Genomic DNA, 17,131 nt, shown 5'->3' with positions numbered 1-17,131 from the left:
GGAGGTGGTGCGTCGGCGCTCAAGGCCGGGTACGGCCGGTCAGTCCTCCGCCGACGTCAGTCCCACGGACAGGTAGAAGTCGAGTTCGCACACGTCGACCTTCAGGCCGCGCAGCTCACCGCTCCCCACCGACCGCCGCAGCGCCCGGCATATCTCCCGCTCCGCGCCGAGCGGGTCCTCCGCCAGGAAGTAGAGGATGGCGTCCAGCCGGCCCGCACCGCGCACCACGTGCACATGCTCGACACCGAGGCCGGTGAGCACCTTCGACAGACCGGCGGCCAGGCCGTCCGGCGACGGGACCGCGGCCGCCGGGGACCCGTCCGGGACCAGCCCGATCTTCAGCGTCCTCATACGGCCGCCGCCGTCAGGGAGGCCAGCAGCCCCTTGCGGTCGACCTTGCCGTTGCCGGTCAGCGGCAGCCGGTCCACCAGCCGGATCCGGGCGGGGAGCATGTAGTCGGGCAGGGCGGCCGTGAGACGGGCCCGTACGACACGCTCCGCGGTGTCCTCGTCGGGAAGGTCCCCGGTGACGAACAGGACCAGCGACGAACGCCCCGTACTGTCCACGCGGGCCACCGCCGCTGCCGCGCCCACCCCCGGTACCTCCTCGGCCACCGCTTCCACCTCCCCGAGCTCCACCCGGAACCCGCGGATCTTCACCTGGTCGTCGAGCCGGCCCAGGAAGTGCACGGTGCCGTCCACCTCCTGACGCACCAGATCCCCGCTGCGGTACATCCGCCCGTGCCCCTCCACGACGACGAACCGCTCCGCGGTCAGCTCGGGCTGGTGCAGATAGCCCAGCGCCACCTGCTTCCCGCCGATCAGGAGTTCACCCGCCTCGCCCGGCGGCAGCGGCGTGCGGTCGGGGCCCGCCACCAGCACGGACATCCCCGGCACGGCCGGGCCGATCGGCGGCAGCAGCGGCCACGCGGCCGGATCCCCGGACAGGGTGTGGGCGGTCGCCATATGGGTCTCGGTGGGGCCGTACTGGTTGTGCAGCCGCGCCCGCAGATGCGTACCGAACGCGGCCCGCATCGCCGCCGTGATCCGCAACTGCTCCCCGGCGACGGCGACATCCTTCAGCGCGGACAGATCGGGCTTCCGGCGGCAGATGGCCCGGCAGAGCATGTCCAGCGCGACCACCGGCAGGATCATGCGCTCCACCCGGTGGCGCACCAGATGGTCGAGCAGGGCGAACGGACCGAGCCGCGTAGCGGCCGGCAGCATCACCAGCGTTCCCCCGGACAGCCAGGTCGGGAAGATCTCCTGGGACGCCACGTCGAACCCGGCCGGCGCGAACTGCAGAGTGCGCGCCGGCCCGTCCAGCCCGCTCGGCCCGCCCTGCCCGGGAAGCAGGTTCGCCAGCCCCCGGTGCGGCATGGCCACCCCCTTCGGCCGGCCGGTCGAGCCCGAGGTGAACAGGACGTACGCGATGGAGTCGGTCCCCGGATCGACGGGCCGGGCCCGCCCGTCGAACCTGGCCAGGTCGTCGTCCGCACGCAGCGGCAGGACGCGGACCCCCTCGGGGACCCACTCCGGCGGCTCGTCGCCGTCGGACAGGACCAGCCGGAGACGCGCCGCACGGGCCGTCCGGCCGAGCCGTTCCGCCGGATACGAACGGTCCAGCGGTACGTAACCGCCGCCCGCCCGCAACACGCCCAGCAGGGCGATCGGCAGATCGGCGGTCCGGTCCACGTCGACGCCCACCGGATCGCCGGTGACCACGCCGTTGCCGGCAAGGAGCCCGGCGATGCGGCGGGACCTCTCGTCCACCTGGGCATAGGTGAGGTTCCGGTCCCCGTCGACGAGGGCGACGCGGTCCGGCGTGCGAAGGACCTGCTGGGCGAAGAGGGCCTCGACGCGCTGGAATTCAGGGTGTCGCATGGTGGCCGTGGTGGTGTTCACCGCATTTTCCCCGTTCTCTGTGGCGCGTACGCGGGACGTGGAACGCGCCCGGCGGACAGCTTCGGACCGGACGAGGGAGCAGATGCGCCGCGGCTACTGCCAGCCCATGTCGTCGTCGGAACGGCGGCCGCCGCCGGCGAGTGCCGGGGCGGTGCGGCCCGGCGCGAAGCGGGCGCCGGTGTGCTTCGGGGACGTGGACGACGTCATCGGAAACACGCTGGTCAAACTCCTCATCAGGAACAGCTCCCGTGTCGGGGGGCCCGGCCTCGCGGCCGGGTGGGCGGCATACCCGGGCACCCCAGAGCCTGTGACCTGGGGAGAGCCCCGGGGCGCCGAGTCAGATGCTGGCCGGAAGGAGGAACCGCGTGAAAGGGCTGAGCGGTGACACGAAGTACGCATGGCACCTCTGTGCCGGTTCGAGCGGCACCCGAGTCTCACTCCGGCGATCCTCAAACCCCGCACTTCGTCAAATCTCACGCGGTTCCGTACGGGATACGGGGGTGCGGGGCGGGGGATACGAGCGGAGGACACGGGATACGGGGTGCGGCGAACGGCATCACGGGGCGCGCGGGCCTCCTTGCGCACCCGGCGGCCACCACGATGTAGTGTCCCCGGCGCCGCCCGGCACCCCCCACCAACACCAGTCGGTGTCAACACCAGTCGGTGTCAACACCAGTCGGTGTCAACACCAATCGGTGTCAACACCAATCGGTGTCAACACCAGTCCACGTCAACGCCCGAGCCACGGACCGCAGTTCACATTCTCCGTTCACATCCGCCGAGCGCGCGGGCCAGAAGGCGAGGGCACGGATGCCGCAGGACGATCGGCCTCCGGGCCCCGCGATGGAGCCGCTGCTCCCGCCGGGCACCGCGGTGGTCGAGGTCTTCGGGGACGTCCCGGGGGCGACCCTGTTCCCGCAGGAGGCGGCCGCACTCACCGGGGCCGTGGAACAGCGCCGCCGGGAGTACGCCACCGTCCGCCACTGCGCCCGCGAGGCCCTGGCCCGGCTGGGCCATCCCCCCGTCGCCATCCCCAACGGCCGCCACCGCGAGCCGCTGTGGCCCCCCGGCATCCTCGGCAGCATGACGCACTGCGACGGCTACCGGGTCGCCGCACTGACCAGGGAGAGCACGGTCGCCTCCCTGGGCATCGACGCCGAGCCGCACGAGCCCGTCCCGGACCGGATCCTCACCAGGGTGGCCCGCCCCGAGGAACGCCTGGCCCTCGCCGCCTGGGCCGCGGACCGTCCGGACATCTGCTGGGACCGGCTCCTCTTCAGCGCCAAGGAGTCCGTCTACAAGGCATGGTTCCCGCTGGCCCGCCGCTGGCTGGACCACGAGGACGCCACCGTCCGGCTCGCACCGGACGGCACCTTCACCGCAGCCCTGCACCGCACCGGACCGCCGGTCGGCGGGACACCGCTCACGGCCATGAACGGCCGCTGGTGCGTACGGAACGGCCTGATCCTCACCGCGGTCGTGGTGTGAAAGCGCGTACGCCGCGATGGCAGGACCGGCCGTCGGCCTCCGGTAGGTTGCGGCGCGAACCCGCATTCCGGCGAAGGAGATGCGATGTGAACACGCTGGAAGAAGCCGAGGTCCCGCATCACCTGGCGGCGTCGTACGCCACCGGCTTCGGCGAGGAGGGAAGGGCCTGGATCGCCGGACTGCCGGCTCTCGCGACAGAGATGCTGGAACGCTGGGATCTGGAACGGGACGGCACCGCGGGAGCCGGAGAAGCCTCACTGGTACTGCCGGTGCTGCGCCCCGACCGTACGCCGGCGGTCCTGAGACTCCAGATGCCCCGGCAGGAGACCACCGCCGCACTGATCGGCCTCCGCACCTGGAACGGCAACGGAACGGTGCGCCTGCTCGACCACGACCCCCTGAGCAGCAGCATGCTCCTGGAGCGCCTGAACAGCGCCCGCACGCTGGCCTCGCTCACCGATGACGACGTGGCGATGAGCACCCTTGCCGCCCTTCACGCCCGGCTGGTCGCAGTCCCCGCGCCGCCGGGACTGCGCGGTCTCGGCGCCATCGCCTCCGAGATGCTGGACCGGACCCCCCGGGCGATCACGAGGCTGGCCGCCCCGGCCGACCGCCGGCTCCTGCGCGGTTGGGCATCGGCCGTGGCCGAACTGGCCGGTGAGCCCGGGGACCGGATGCTGCACTGGGATCTGCACTACGACAACGTTCTCGCCGCGCGGCGCGAGCCGTGGATCGCCATCGATCCGGAGCCACTCGCCGGGGACCCGGGATTCGATCTGTGGCCCGCCCTGGACAGCAGATGGGACGACGTCGTGGCGAAGGGCGACACCCCGCGCATCGTGCGGCGCCGCTTCGACCTGCTCACCGACGCCCTCGCCCTGGACCGCGCACGCGCGACCGGCTGGACCCTGGGACGGCTGCTGCAGAACGCACTCTGGGACATCGACGACGGTGCGACCCGGCTCGCTCCGTCATCCGTCGCGATCGCGGACGCGCTGCGCACCCGGTGACCTCCGGCCGACGGCGGGCCAGTGACGGGCCGGTGAGGGCCGGTGACGGCAAACCTGCTGACGCGACACCCGTCATGCTCCCGCTCGGTCAGAGATGGCCGTGCCGCACGGCCTGCTGGCCCAGCTGGAAACGGGTCTGGGCGTCCAGCCGTTCCATCAGATCGGAGATGATCCGCCGCTCGGTGCGCAGCGACACCGCGAGGTGCCGGGCGATCGCCTGGTCCGTCATCCCCCGGGACAGCATCTTCAGCACCTCCTGCTCGCGTGCGCTGAGCACCGGTACGGATTCCGGCGGACTCTCCGTCGGTTTGGCGAGGTCCCAGATCTGCTCGAACAGCGCCGCCACCATGTGGACGACCCCCGGCTCCCGTACGAGGACCGCGCCCGCGGCCGTGTTCAGCGGGTCCAGCGGCAGCAGGGCCGCCTTCGCGTCGATGATCTGGAGCCGCAGCGGAAGCGTCGGCGCCGTGCGGACCTCGCCGCCCATCTCGTGCAGCCACAACGCGTGCTGGAGGCTCGCCTGATCGTTGCGCACACTGTCCAGGTAGACCGTCCGCACCCGCACCCCCCGGGCCAGCAGCCCCGACGTGATCGGATGGCTCGCATCCCGGTTGGACCTGGTCTGCGGCCCGCCGGGCGCCAGGGAACACGTCTGCGAGGTGGCCTCCGCCGACAGCTCCTCCAGACACAGCCGCACCGAGTCCACCCCGATCAGCCGCTCCAGCGTGCTCAGCTCCCGGGTGCCCATGGCCGAGCTGAACTCCGCGACGAACCGGGTCACCGCCTCCCGGCTCTCCTCCACCACCTGCTGCATCCGGGCCAGCTCGGCCTGCTTGCCCGCGATCAGCGTCTCCAGCCCGACATGCGGGCTGACCGGGGTGACCCCCGCCGGAGCATCGGTCGGCCGCAGCAGGGACAGATCCGCCAGACGGTCCAGGCCCGCCCGTACGACATCCTCACCGACCCCCAGCTCACCGGCCAGATCCACCACCCCCAGCCGCGGGTTCCGCAGCATCAGCCGGTAGACGGCCTCCGTGGTCTGGTCGAGTCCGAGCCGCCGCAACATGCGTTCTCCCACTGACTGCTTCTTCGCGGTCCCAGTCGTTCGGAGGATGAGTGCCGGGTGGTGCGCCCGGGATTCCCGGCGAGCCGCCCGGCGGCAGGGTGTGCTCCTCAACTGCCTTATATCCGAAGTTAGTTGTCGCGAAAGATCCGTAACAGAATTGCGTGCGGGTCTGGAAGTTCCCTTAGTTCTCACGTGCGGTTTCGTGATCGGTCCAGCGGGTTCGCCGGTGGAACGGCGTCGGCAGTGGCTGTGCCGGGGCCGTCGCCGGGGGCGTCCGCGCCGGGCCGGCCCATGCGGCAGGCTGTCACCGGTGCGGCCGTACTCCCGGCCGGGCGACGATCTGCCGGTACGCGGCGATGAAGGGGCGGCCATGGGCGACATCGCTGCGAGGGAACTCATCTTCCTCGCCGACGACGAGGGGAACAGCGTCACCGTCAGCGTTCTGGGGCGCAGCCCCGGATGGAGCGCCGGGCTCGACGCCGAGATCGTCGTCAGGACGCCGTTCGTGTCCGGCCGTATCGGCCTGGTGCTGTCGTCCTCGAAGCTGGGAGGCTGGGCCGCCGCGTTGAACAGCCTCGACGCCGGCGAAGACGCGGTCTGGATGGAGTGGGACAGAGGGCCGTCCGTCTCCGTCCAGCTCACCGGCGAACGCGGCTGCCCCGAGGTGGTCGTGGAGGACGAGTCGGGGTCCATGGTCACCGTGCGGGTGCCGCTCGTCCCCGCGGACGACTGGATCGCCGACCATCGGCGACGCCTGCGCGAGGTGACGCGGCACTGGGTTCCGATGCTGTCGGCGTAGGAGACAGGCCGTCGCCGACGGATGAGCGCACGCACGACGATGCCGGACCGGCACCCGGGACGGTCCCGCTGCCCGAACCGGCGGGACCGGTTCGAGCAGCGGCACGGGCGGGGCGACGTCACCGCGCCCGCCGCCGTCGGGGCGGCGGGACGGCGGCGGGCGGGCCGGGCGTACGGACCCCGCCCATGCGACGCCCGCCCGCGGACGCGCCGCGGCACGATGCGGCCGTCGCCGTGGCAGCAAGCGGCCAAGGCCTCGCTGCCCCGCCCGCCCCGCTTATATGGTCGCCGGATGACACCCACGGAATGGACGGTCGAGGACCACCTCGCCGGTAAGCCGGACTCCTCCGTCGCCATGTTCTGGCGGTTCGTCGAACTCGTTGAACGGTGCGGCCCCTTCGTCTACTCCGTCTCCAAGAGCACCGTCACCTTCAAGGGCGTGCGCCGCGGCTTCGCCGGCTGTCACCCCGTCCCCACCGGCCTGCGTGCCTACCTCGACCTCCAGCGCGCCGTCGAGGACCCCCGCATCACCCGCGCCGTCCCCTACACCAAACGCCTCTACGTCCACCACGTCAGCATCGGCACCCTCGACCAGCTCGACGAGACCGTCGCCGGCTGGATCGAGGAGGCCTACCTCGTCGGGGAAGGCGCGCACCTCCTCAAGCAGTAGGCCTCCTGATCCGTCCGCCCGCGCGTGGAGGGCCGTGCGGACGGACGCACCGGCACACGGACGGCTGCGGGGGCGGTCTGTGGTCAGGCCGGTACGACGTCGTCGTCGGCGCTCCGGCTCTTGGCACTCACCTCCCACGCCGTACCCGTCCTGTTCACCGTGATGGTGAACGTGATGTTGTTGTGGCTGCAGAACGGTCCGGCCTTGGTCCCCAGGCAGGTCTTGTGCTCGACGTCCTGCTTCAGGACGTACCGGGTGCCGGACGCCTTGATCACGGAGGGCGTCGACTCCGGTGTGACCGTCACTCCGTAGAGCAGGTCGCCCGCGGTCGTGGTGGTGGCGTGGATCCGGGACGTGGTCTGCGACGTCAGCGCCCCGGACGCGTCCACGCACCGGGTGATGCGCACCCGGACGTCGGCGGTCTTGATTCTGACCATGTGATTGCGGACCTGCCACGCGGAGGTCGAGGTCCGGCACCCCTCCTTCGAGGTGCCCGAGGGCGGCTGCGTGGTCGTCGCGTAGATCGACTTTGCCTTGATGCGGTGAACGGTGCCCCAGGTGGCACAGGCGGTTCCCCCGGTCGTACGGTACGAGGTCCCGTTGGCCTGGATCCTCCAGCCGGGGTAGGCGATGAAGCCGCCGCCCTTCTTGTAGAGGGCGCCGTTGCCGCCGATCGTGTAGCCGGGCAGGTAGTAGTGCGTGCCGCCCCGGGTGACCAGGTACGGGCAGCCGTCCGCGCTGCGGAAGGTGCCGGAGAACCGCTTCTGCGACTGCTCGGCCGCCGCGTTGACGACCGTATCGGCCATGCCGGAACCGGAACCGGAGCCGGCATGTGCGGATCCGGCGGTGGACAGCATGCCCTGGGCCGCCCCGTACCCGAGACCGCCGGCGACAACGGCGGCCGCCAGGGCGATGACGGCGAGACGGGGCCTTCTGATGTGCGTGGTACGCATGGTGATGCTCCTCAGGAGACGAATGTGCGGGACCGCGCCCGCCGGGGCGGGCCCGGTGCCCGGGTGCGAACCATGGGGGTCCGCCCCGGGGCACCGGACCGCGCCCACCGGCGTGAGCGGTGCGGGAGGCCGGTGCCGGGGTGATCAGTGCTGGAGGGCGTAAATGGACCGCGCCTTGATGCGGTGCTCGTCGCCCCAGGTCGTGCACAGGGTCGTGTGGTTGCGCAGGGACTTGTACTGCTTGGTGCCGTTGGCCTGGATCTTCCAGCCGGGGTAGGCGATGAAGCCGCCGCCCTTCTTGTAGAGGGCGCCGTTGCCGCCGATCGTGTAGCCGGGCAGGTAGTAGTGCGTGCCGCCCCGGGTGACCAGGTACGGGCAGCCGTCCGCGCTGCGGAAGGTGCCGCGGTACGCCGAGCCGGCCGATCCGGCCGCGACCTGTACGACCGTGTCCCGGCCGGCGGCGGCGGCCGGTCCGGGGTCCGGCGAGCCGGCCGCGACGGCGAACACGCCGCCCGCGACGCCGGTCGCGGCGAGCGCGAGGGCCGCCATCCGGATCCTGTTCCTGCGTGAACCGAGCATGCTGCTCCTCCTTGTGGAAGCGGATTGAGCCGCTGCCCGCCCGGAGGGCGACAGGGTGAGGTCCCTGGCCGTGGGCGGGTGGTGCGGCGGGAGAGGCCCCGGGCCGCCGGGTGCCGCGAGGAAGCGGTACCGGCCGGTGATGCGGGGCGATGGGAAGAGCGTCGCGGGCGGACCCCGGTGGAGGGAACGGTTTCCGGCGGCTCGGACAGTCCGGCACTGTCCGAGCAGGTCAGGAAGGGTTTCCAGGAATCACGAACGGACCGTGCGGGCCCCGCCGGACAGTGCGGACGGAGCCGGACTGTCCCGGACGCCCGAACCCCTGGCCGGACACCCCCGCCCTCGAACAGCCTCCGAACGGGCCCGGAAACACCGGCCCCGGATCAAGGAGGCCCGCATGTCACCGCAGACGCTGACCAAGCCCGTCACCCGGAAGAAGCTCACACCGCAACCCACCCGGAGCCGGGGCCGGCACCGCGCCCCCGTCGCCCCGGCACACCGCACCACCACCCCGCGCCGCCCGGCCGGGCGGCCCGCCCGCAACGGTTCCTGGCTGTGGACCGTGACGAGCCTGATCGTCCTTCTCCTGCTGTCGCTGCTCGCCGGCGTACTGGTCGCCGTGCACGGCCCCGCACAGTCGTCCTCCGGCGCAGGGAGCGGCAGCCCGTTGGTCCTCCAGCCGGACGCACCGGCCGGACCCCGGCCCTCCGAACCCGGGACCCCCGACACGACCACCCCACCGCGCGCCCCGAAGAAGAAACCGAAGCCGGCCGTCAGCACCGTCACCCTCAAGCCCGGCGACACCCTCTACGCCCTGGCCCGTACGCACACCACCACCGTCAGGACCCTGCAACGGCTCAACGGCCTCGGCACCTCGACCCTGATCTACGCCGGACACGCCCTGCGCGTCCCCACCACGGCACACCCCTCCACGGCACCGGCCCGGTCGGTCGCCGCCCCCGCTCCGCCGGCCGCGAAGTCCCGCAAGGGCACAGGACGGACGGCCCGCGACACCGTGACGGCCTACGCGCGGGCGCAGCTCGGCAAGCCCTACGTCTGGGGCGGCACCGGACCGCGTGGCTTCGACTGCTCGGGCCTGGTGCTGCGCGCCTGGGAGAAGGCCGGGGTGCGGCTCCCGCGTACCACCTGGGGCCAGATCAAGGCGGGCCGGGCGACCACCCGCTCGGCACTCGTCCCCGGCGATCTGGTGATCACCAGCGGCGGCGGGCACGTCCAGCTCTACATCGGCAACGGCAAGGTCATTCACGCCCCGCGTCCCGGACGCACGGTCACCGTCGCCCCCCTCTCCACCTCGGGTGTGGTCGCCTACCGCCACATCACCGCATGACCGGGCGGCCCGGAAACACCCCACGCGCCTCACTTGTCAGCCGTCTTCTCCCTTCGTGGCTTCGGGCCCTGCACCTCCGTACTAGTCTCCTTGCGACACATGAGCGATCAGGGGGAAGTATGGGGACGGGGCCCGACCCGACGGCCGCGCGCACACCGGCCGAATTCGTCGCCACCATGCGCCAGTTACGCCTGTGGTCCGATCTCAGCTACCGCCAGATCGAACGCAACGCCACCCAGGCCGGCGACGTCCTCCCCCGCGCCACGATCTCCGGCGCCCTGGCCCGTACGGACCTGCCCCGCGAAGAACTCCTCGCCGCGTTCGTCCGCGCGTGCGGGGGCGACACCACCACGGTCGACACCTGGCTGACCGCCCGCCGGGAACTGGCGATCACCGCGGAACCCACGGCCCCACCCCAACCGCCCCAGCCCCAGCCCCGTGACCACACCCACGACGACGTACCACCTGGGGCAGTCCCCCAGGAAGCCGACGGTGTGACGTCTCCGTCCGGGACGGAGGCTGCGGAGCCGTCCCCGGACCCGCAGCCGCCCTTGGACGGGCAGCTGTCTTCGGCCCCGGAGCCGTCATCGGACTCGGACTCGGAGGCGTCTTCGGCGGAGGCGTCTTCGGCGGCCGAGCCGGCGGCTCCGCCTTCCACCACCCACCCGGCAGATCCGTCCACCCCCACGACCGCCGAACGGGCAGAGCCCCCGCCCTCTCCGCGCGACCAGGACACCCGCCCCCGCTACCTGCCGATGACACTCACCGGCGCCCTTGCCGCGGCAGGCGTCCTCCTGATCGCACTCTGGCCGGGCGCCGACAAGCCGGTCAGCACCCGCCCCGGGGACACCCCGGCCCCCAGCCCGGCGAACTCCACACCCCCCACGGTCTCCAGCCCGACGGCTTCCACCCCGACCCCTACGGCGGATCCGGTGGGGGCCGGCACCGAGGAGTCTTCCGGCACCCCCACAACCCGCCCCACGACGAAGCGCTCCGCTCCACCGTCACCGTCGCCCCGAAGAACCCCTCAACCGGCGCGGACACCCCCGACCGGAGTGGTGCAGATCCACCCCGTGGACGATCCGGCTCTCTGTCTCACCGAGGGCCGGGAGCGCAACGGCCGTACCCAGCGTGAGATCGCCGTCCAGAACCCGTGTGCCCAGGATTCACTGCCGACGGTTTCCTTGGTTCCGGCTGGTGCCCAGACCTATCTGATCCAGTGGGACAACCCCGCCCAGGGCATCGGCTGTCTTGCGGTCGACGGCGCTTCCACCAGCCCCGGCGCTCTCCTGGCGCCGCGCGGCTGCACCGATGCCGCCAGTCAGAAGTACCGTTTTGAGCCCGTCGCCGGAGGGTTCCGGCTCCGCCCGGTGCACAGCGGTCTCTGCGTCGGCATTCTCACTCCCCGTACGAGCGGTGCGGAGGCCATCCAGCAGAACTGCACCGGCACCGACGACCAGACCTTCCGCGTCACCGCATCCTGAACGCTCGGCGGCGGGGACGCCGGCCGACACGAAGTGTTCGCAGGTCCGCGCCGGGATTCTGGCCGGGGAACTTGGCCGGGGGTCCTGCCGACGGACGCCCCGCCCACCGCTGCCGCCTACCACCCGCCTACCTCCCACCGCCCGAGACGCCGCGGCCTCCGGCGGCCAGCAGCACCACACAGCCCCCGGCGGTGAGCAGTCCGCCGGCGAGGAAGGTGTGCCGTACGCCGCAGAGCGGCAGGATCAGCCCTCCGACCGCGGCACCCGTCGCGATTCCGGCGTTGTACGAGCCGGAGTTGGCGGCGAGCGCGAGGTCGGTGCGCCCCGGCGCCCAGTGGAGCATCGCGTTCTGGGTCGTCATGAACACCGGCCCCAGGGCTGCGCCCATGAGCGTCAGGAACACCACCGAGGCCACCGGCTCGGTGCCGGCCGCGTACAGACCCAGCATGCCCACGGCCTGCGTGGCCACGGCCACCGTCAGGGCGGCCCACGGAAAGCGGTCGAGCAATGCCCCCGTGAGGGTCACGCCGGCCAGACACGCGACGCCGAAGGCGACGAACAGGACGCTCACCATGTCCGGCGAGAACCCGCTCACTTCACCCAGGAACGTCACGATGTACGTGTAGCCCGTGAACGCCCCGGCTGCGGACAGCGCTCCGGCCGCGAGCACGGTCGCGAACCGGCGGGCGTCCGGGCTTGTTCCGTAGGCGGCGGGCTCTTCCTCCGGGCGCGAGGTCGGCAGCAGTGCGGCGATCGTCACCAGCGAGACGAGGCCCGGAACCACCAGCGCGGCGACCGGCACCCGCCAGTCGCTGTGCTGCCCCAGCCAGGTACCGGCGGGAATCCCGAGGACCAGGGCCAGCGAACCGGCGACGGACAGGGCGCCGACCACCCGCCCGCGGACCTCGGCCGGGAACAGGCCGACCGCTACCGGCCCCATCACGGCCCAGAACAGTGCCTGGGCGAGTGCGGTGAGGAGCCGTGCCACGAGCAGCGGCCCGTAGGAGACCGACAGCGCCGCACCCGCACTCGCCACGACCAGGACGGCCAGCACTATCGTGAGCACATGGCGTCGGGGCACGGCCCGCACCACGTGCGCGAGCGGAACCGACGCCACCGCGACCGTCACCCCGTACCCGGTGACCAGAAGTCCCACCGCCGACAGCGACACATGCACGCTCTCGGAGATCGCCTCCAGAAGCCCCACCGGCAGATTCTCCGCCGTGTTGAACGTGAACGCCGCCACCATCAGCGCCCCGAGCACCATCGACGCCTGCCACCGGCCCGGCCGACCCGCGACCGCCCCGCTCCCGCCCGTCCCGGCCCCTCGCGCCCGCTCCGTGGTACCACCCATGGAGACACCTCACCGGGACCACCGCCCCCATGGCAACCGCATGGGCTTTCACCACCACGGAACGGCTGCGGCGCACATCAGCGAGGCGGGTCGGCAATCCCGACGACGAGGAGGTCGGCGAGCCTGACGGTGTACCAGACGGTGGTGGTCGAGCCGTCCCCCCAGCGCTCGGTGAGAACCACCGTCTCGGTCTCCTCGTCCCCCGTACGCGTCGCCACCGTCCAGGAGTCCGGAATGTTCTGGGCGCGGAACACGGGGTCGGCGTCGTGCTCGGCGGCCCAGTCCGTCAGCCGGGCATCGAGTGCCGGATCCAGATACAGACGGCGTACCTCCTCGGGCGTTTCCTCACCGCCCCCGAGCGACGCACGACGGTACGCACCGAAGAACGCGTCCACCTGGGCCGCCGCGGCGCTCTCGGCACGGACGGACACCCCGGCGTCCGCGAGTCGAGGAACCGACGAGGCGGTCGAGGCACCGGTGAGCGGCCCCGCCCCCACCACGGCAACGGTGGATACGGCCACGGCGAGGCCCCTGAAAACCCTGAGCTGCTTGGTCATGATCCCGACCCAACCAGCCCCCGACCAGTGCCGATATCACCCACGGGAGTGACACGGCCCTCGCACCGTCCGGGGCGCCCCGTACGACTTCCCGGCTGGGGGGCAAGCCCTTTCCGGGTCCGCTCACTGCGCTGCGTCCGCCGAGTGAAGACGGTCGAGTTCCTCCCCGATCGCCTCGCGCAGCGGGTCGTGCCGGGGCCCGAGTGCGTACTCCCTGTCGGTCCACCTGCCCTTGGGGTGGAGCCAGACGGGCCCTCGCGCCAACTCGTCCGGTTCCCATGCGAATCGGGGCCACACGTGTGCGTGCAGAAATCCGTCGGTGTTGCCCAGGATCTCCAGATTGACCCGCCGGAATGCCGGATCCGTACGCCGTGACACCCGCTCGACGGCCTCCCCGAGCCGGTCCATGTCGGAGAGGAAGGCCAGCCGTTTGTCCCGGGTCAGGTCCGACAGCCTGTCCACCGCGGGATCGTCGACCAGGAGCACCGAGTAGCCCGGCAGGAACTGCACGTCCCCGATCACCGCGAAGCCCGCGTTCAGGCGCCGCAGAACCGTGGGGTTTTCGCCTCGCAGGGCGCTTCCGATCCGGTCCGTCCGCCAGCCATCGACCATGGGGGGAACCTACCGGACCGCGGACGCCGCGCGTCGGCGCCGTCGGTGGCCGGGCAGTACCGAGCCGAGTTGTGCGGTGAGGGCTTGGAGGCGGCCGGGGTCGCGGACGACGGCGGGCGGGGCGTAGCCGCCCGCAGCCAGGTGTTGCGCGAAGGTGCGGCCGATGCCGGTGCCGGTGACCAGCGCGGTGGGGCGGTCGTCGGTGCGCGGTGTCATGGCCGGCGCGTCTCGGGGCGGGTCGCGGGCTGCATGCGGAAGGAGAACGCCTCCATCAGGCGGCGGTGGGCGGTCTTCTGTACGGCTGCGATGCGCCAGGAGCCGTCGGCCCGGCGTACGAGTGTGTACGTGGCGGTCTTGTCGGGCCGTCCGGCCTTCGCGCCGTGCTTGCGTACGGCTCCGCGGGTGAGCGCGACGGCGGTGTCCGGGCCGTGGAAGGTCAGGACGTCCACGTCGAGGTCGAGGCGGGTGTTCTTGAGGAAGCTGTCGAACAGGGCCTGGTGGGCGCGGCCGATCTCGGTGCCGCCGCGGTAGACGGTGCCCGCGTACGTGACGTCGGTGGCGTCCTCGGTGAAGCAGTCCCCGTACGCGGTTCCGTCACCGGCGGCCCAGGCGGCGGCGCTGCGGTGCAGCAGGGCGTGGACGGCGGTGGTGTCCTCGGTGGCCATGACGGTGTCCTTTCGGGAGGCGAGAGTGGAGCGAACGGCAGGGCGGGGTGGTCACTTCTCGGCGTCGGGGACGGTGGCCGGGTCCCGGAGGAAGGAGAGGCGTTCCATGACGTTCTTGCGCTGGGTGTTGTGGAACGCGGCGATGCGCCAGTGGCCGTCGCCTTCGCGCACGAGGGTGTAGGTCTGGGTCTTGGTCAGGTCGGCGGCACCGGGCCGGTCCCCCTCGGCGAGGCCGGTTCCCTTGACGAACCCGCTGAACAGGGCGCGGTGGGCTCGGCGGCCAGGGAGGGTTCGGTGGCGGTGTTCGTGTGCATGGTTCCCCTCCATGGTAACTTCACAGACACAGAAGATGCTGTTGAGCATCTTCTTCCTAAAAGATGTCTCTTCGTTGAAGAAGAGATTATGGAGCGGGGGGTCCCTTGTCAACGCCAGCCATGCCGTCCGGAGCCGGAGAGACCTACCGCCGCTACCTGAGCGCCGTCATGCTCCACGGCCACGCGAGCGCCAAAGCATGTGACCTCGGCGCCACCGACCTCTACGCCCTCAACATCCTCGAACTCACCGGACCGATGACCCCCGGCGAACTCGGCACCCGTACCGGCCTGACCACCGGCCCCACCACCCGCCTGATCGACCGGCTCGAAGCGGCCGGCTACGTCCGCCGCGCCCCGTCCCCCGACGACCGGCGCAAAGTGATCGTCGAACCCGTCGGCAAACCCGCGGGCCTGGACGAGGCAGTGGCCCCCGCCCGCCAACGCATCGGCGAACTCCTCGCCGCCTACACACCCGAGCAACTCGCGGTGCTCTTCGACTACTTCACCCGCGCAACGGACGCCTACCAGGCCGCCGCCGAGCAGCTCCGCGCCACCGGCTCCTCCTGAACCGGCGCCCGCGCCGCCCCCTACCGTGGTCCGGAGCGGGACAGCGCGCATGTCCCGCAGGCTGCGGAGCCGTGGCAGAGCGGCCCATTGCGATCGCCGTGGGCGAGGCCCCGTTCACGGCGACTGACGGATACGGGGCGGGCCGGCCCCGGCCCGTCCGCGGGTTCGAATCCCGCCGGCACCGCAGCCGACCCGTGCCCCCGCCCCGTACGAGCCCCGCAACGCCGGACACCGCGCAACAACCGCACACAGCACGCACGCCCGCGTCCGGCCGCTGTACCGCGAGTTCACCCATCGGCGCCCTCGCGCGTGTGCGGGCCGCCGCACGTTCGGGCGGGGTCGGGCACGTGGACTCGTCCGGTCGGCGCCAGTTGTGCGGGCTGTCCTCCGGGGCCGCGTGGGCGGGGTCGTCGCCGGTAGGCCCGTAGTACGACACCGGCCTCGCCTATGGGACCTGGGAGGTAGCGAACCGAAGCCCGTGGGCGGACGTTGCGCCACCCGACCCGCGCCTAGCGTGCGGGTCATGAGAACTCGTCACCGCACCATGGCCGTCTCGCTTCTCGCCCTCGCCCTGGGGGCAACGGCCGCCGTCCCGGCCGCGGCAACGTCTGCCCGCCCCGGGAGCGAACCCACGCTCACCACCCAGCAGCTCACCGCGCCGCAGAGCACGGTGCTGCGGCTTCCCGTGCCGAGCGGGCCGTACGCCGTCGGCGAGGACACCCTGTACCTGCGCGACTCAGGGCGCGCCGACCCGTACGTGCCCGGCGCCGGCGCACGCGAACTGCTGGCATCCGTGTTCTACCCGGCACGGGCCGCTAGCGGCTCACCCGCTCCGTACATGAGCACCAGGGAAGCACAACTGCTGCTGGCGTCCCGCGGCCTCGGTGAGCTCGTCGAGCCCGAAGCCGTCGCGGCCACCCGGACCCACGCCCGCACCGGCGCGGCGCCCGCGGCCGGCCGGTTCCCGCTGGTCGTGCTCTCACCCGGGTTCGGCCAGAGCCGCTTCACCCTGACGTCCCTCGCGACGGACCTGGCTTCCCGCGGCTATGTCGTCGCATCGGTCGACCACGCCCACGAGTCCACCGCGACGGTCTTCCCCGGCGGACGCGTCCTGCCCTGCGCGGCCTGCGACTACGTCGAGCGCACCGGCGACGCAGGGATGGCGGAGGTCGCCCGGGGCCGCGCACGCGACGTCTCGTTCCTGCTGAACCGCCTGACCGGCAGCCGTCCCGCCTGGCGCCACGCCCCGCTGATCGACCAACGGCGGATCGGCATGGCCGGACACTCCATCGGCGGGAACTCCGCCGCGTCCACGATGACCGCCGATCCACGCGTGCGTGCCGGTGTGAACATGGACGGCGCGTTCTACGACCCGCTCCCCACCACCGGACTCCACGGCCGCCCGTTCATGGTCCTCGGCACCGAGACCCAGCACACCCCCGGCAGCACCACCGACACCACCTGGAGCCGGGACTGGCCCCGCCTCGACGGCTGGAAACGCTGGCTCACCGTCACCGGCGCCGGCCACTTCACCTTCACCGACATGCCCCTCCTCGGCGCCCAACTGGGCCTCCCCGACCCCTCGGCGCCCCTCCCCGCCGACCGCTCCAGCCGCATCACCCGCGACTACACCGCGGCCTTCTTCGACCTGCACCTCAAAGCCCGACCCCAGCCCCTGCTCACCGGCCCGACCCCCGGCAACCCGGAAGTCTCCTTCCACCGCTGACACATCCCGACCGGGCCCCGATGCCCGGAACCCGTGAGC

19 protein-coding genes are annotated in these 17,131 nt (G+C 72.1%); 8 read left to right on the top strand and 11 right to left on the bottom strand.

All coding sequences use genetic code 11. The features are described from left to right. Positions 1 to 39 precede the first annotated feature (39 nt). Both ACFVDM_RS19680 and ACFVDM_RS19675 read right to left on the bottom strand, forming a co-directional pair. Complete coding sequence (locus tag ACFVDM_RS19680; protein ID WP_383641123.1) at positions 40 to 351, bottom strand: hypothetical protein; 312 nt, start codon at positions 349 to 351, stop codon at positions 40 to 42. Continuing rightward, positions 348 to 1,904: an amino acid adenylation domain-containing protein gene (locus ACFVDM_RS19675; protein WP_383641120.1), complete on the bottom strand. Its 1,557-nt coding sequence runs from the start codon at positions 1,902 to 1,904 to the stop codon at positions 348 to 350. The genes ACFVDM_RS19680 and ACFVDM_RS19675 overlap by 4 nt, the downstream gene beginning before the upstream one ends. 810 nt (positions 1,905 to 2,714) lie before the next feature. Between ACFVDM_RS19675 and ACFVDM_RS19670 the strand changes: the two genes are divergently transcribed. Both ACFVDM_RS19670 and ACFVDM_RS19665 read left to right on the top strand, forming a co-directional pair. Then, positions 2,715 to 3,392 carry a 4'-phosphopantetheinyl transferase gene (locus ACFVDM_RS19670; protein WP_383641117.1) on the top strand — a complete coding sequence of 226 codons (678 nt, stop codon included), beginning with the start codon at positions 2,715 to 2,717 and terminating at the stop codon, positions 3,390 to 3,392. 86 nt (positions 3,393 to 3,478) lie between these two features. After that, the gene (locus ACFVDM_RS19665) at positions 3,479 to 4,402 is read left to right on the top strand and encodes an aminoglycoside phosphotransferase family protein (protein WP_383641113.1); all 924 of its coding nucleotides are present in this window, start codon (positions 3,479 to 3,481) and stop codon (positions 4,400 to 4,402) included. An 88-nt stretch (positions 4,403 to 4,490) separates the two neighbouring features. Here the strand turns inward: ACFVDM_RS19665 and ACFVDM_RS19660 are convergent, their stop codons facing one another. Further along, positions 4,491 to 5,480, bottom strand: coding sequence for a LuxR C-terminal-related transcriptional regulator (locus tag ACFVDM_RS19660; protein WP_383641110.1), 990 nt, complete (start codon positions 5,478 to 5,480; stop codon positions 4,491 to 4,493). Positions 5,481 to 5,838: 358 nt separating this feature from the next. Here ACFVDM_RS19660 and ACFVDM_RS19655 point away from each other — a divergent pair, with 358 nt between their 5' ends. Continuing rightward, on the top strand, positions 5,839 to 6,267 hold the full coding sequence (locus ACFVDM_RS19655) for a DUF5959 family protein (RefSeq protein ID WP_383641107.1): 429 nt from the start codon (positions 5,839 to 5,841) through the stop codon (positions 6,265 to 6,267). Between the two features lie 291 nt (positions 6,268 to 6,558). Next, a complete protein-coding gene (locus tag ACFVDM_RS19650; protein WP_383641104.1) occupies positions 6,559 to 6,936 on the top strand; it encodes a DUF5655 domain-containing protein in 378 nt (125 codons plus the stop codon). Positions 6,937 to 7,019: 83 nt separating this feature from the next. On the opposite strand, the gene ACFVDM_RS19645 is transcribed toward ACFVDM_RS19650, so the two are convergent. Next, positions 7,020 to 7,889: a hypothetical protein gene (locus ACFVDM_RS19645; protein WP_383641101.1), complete on the bottom strand. Its 870-nt coding sequence runs from the start codon at positions 7,887 to 7,889 to the stop codon at positions 7,020 to 7,022. A gap of 144 nt (positions 7,890 to 8,033) precedes the next feature. Next, on the bottom strand, positions 8,034 to 8,468 hold the full coding sequence (locus ACFVDM_RS19640) for a hypothetical protein (protein ID WP_383641098.1): 435 nt from the start codon (positions 8,466 to 8,468) through the stop codon (positions 8,034 to 8,036). A gap of 394 nt (positions 8,469 to 8,862) precedes the next feature. Here ACFVDM_RS19640 and ACFVDM_RS19635 point away from each other — a divergent pair, with 394 nt between their 5' ends. Both ACFVDM_RS19635 and ACFVDM_RS19630 read left to right on the top strand, forming a co-directional pair. Beyond that, complete coding sequence (locus tag ACFVDM_RS19635; protein WP_383641095.1) at positions 8,863 to 9,813, top strand: NlpC/P60 family protein; 951 nt, start codon at positions 8,863 to 8,865, stop codon at positions 9,811 to 9,813. 119 nt (positions 9,814 to 9,932) lie between these two features. Continuing rightward, a complete protein-coding gene (locus ACFVDM_RS19630; RefSeq protein WP_383641091.1) occupies positions 9,933 to 11,297 on the top strand; it encodes a hypothetical protein in 1,365 nt (454 codons plus the stop codon). A 127-nt stretch (positions 11,298 to 11,424) separates the two neighbouring features. Here the strand turns inward: ACFVDM_RS19630 and ACFVDM_RS19625 are convergent, their stop codons facing one another. From ACFVDM_RS19625 to ACFVDM_RS19600, 6 genes are all read right to left on the bottom strand, one after another. Continuing rightward, positions 11,425 to 12,546: an MFS transporter gene (locus ACFVDM_RS19625; protein WP_383641679.1), complete on the bottom strand. Its 1,122-nt coding sequence runs from the start codon at positions 12,544 to 12,546 to the stop codon at positions 11,425 to 11,427. A 182-nt stretch (positions 12,547 to 12,728) separates the two neighbouring features. Further along, positions 12,729 to 13,208, bottom strand: coding sequence for a hypothetical protein (locus tag ACFVDM_RS19620; RefSeq protein WP_383641088.1), 480 nt, complete (start codon positions 13,206 to 13,208; stop codon positions 12,729 to 12,731). A 123-nt stretch (positions 13,209 to 13,331) separates the two neighbouring features. Next, positions 13,332 to 13,820 carry an HIT family protein gene (locus ACFVDM_RS19615; RefSeq protein ID WP_383641085.1) on the bottom strand — a complete coding sequence of 163 codons (489 nt, stop codon included), beginning with the start codon at positions 13,818 to 13,820 and terminating at the stop codon, positions 13,332 to 13,334. 9 nt (positions 13,821 to 13,829) lie between these two features. Further along, the gene (locus ACFVDM_RS19610; protein ID WP_383641082.1) at positions 13,830 to 14,036 is read right to left on the bottom strand and encodes a hypothetical protein; all 207 of its coding nucleotides are present in this window, start codon (positions 14,034 to 14,036) and stop codon (positions 13,830 to 13,832) included. Beyond that, entirely contained in the window at positions 14,033 to 14,485 is a 453-nt protein-coding gene (locus ACFVDM_RS19605; RefSeq protein WP_383641079.1) for an SgcJ/EcaC family oxidoreductase, read from the bottom strand. Before ACFVDM_RS19605 ends, ACFVDM_RS19610 begins: the two co-directional genes overlap by 4 nt. A gap of 51 nt (positions 14,486 to 14,536) precedes the next feature. Further along, entirely contained in the window at positions 14,537 to 14,812 is a 276-nt protein-coding gene (locus tag ACFVDM_RS19600; RefSeq protein ID WP_383641077.1) for a hypothetical protein, read from the bottom strand. Positions 14,813 to 14,904: 92 nt separating this feature from the next. On the opposite strand from ACFVDM_RS19600, the gene ACFVDM_RS19595 reads away from it, so the two are divergent. Continuing rightward, on the top strand, positions 14,905 to 15,366 hold the full coding sequence (locus ACFVDM_RS19595) for a MarR family winged helix-turn-helix transcriptional regulator (protein WP_383641074.1): 462 nt from the start codon (positions 14,905 to 14,907) through the stop codon (positions 15,364 to 15,366). Positions 15,367 to 15,889: 523 nt separating this feature from the next. Further along, positions 15,890 to 17,092, top strand: coding sequence for an alpha/beta hydrolase family protein (locus tag ACFVDM_RS19590; RefSeq protein ID WP_383641071.1), 1,203 nt, complete (start codon positions 15,890 to 15,892; stop codon positions 17,090 to 17,092). Positions 17,093 to 17,131: the final 39 nt, after the last annotated feature.

Origin of the sequence: Streptomyces sp. NPDC057682 (assembly GCF_042799575.1) — a bacterium.
In the GTDB taxonomy this organism is placed as follows: Bacteria; Actinomycetota; Actinomycetes; order Streptomycetales; family Streptomycetaceae; genus Streptomyces.
The sequence above is the reverse complement of the archived record's forward strand: the minus strand, read 5'-3'. Positions and strand labels throughout refer to the sequence as shown.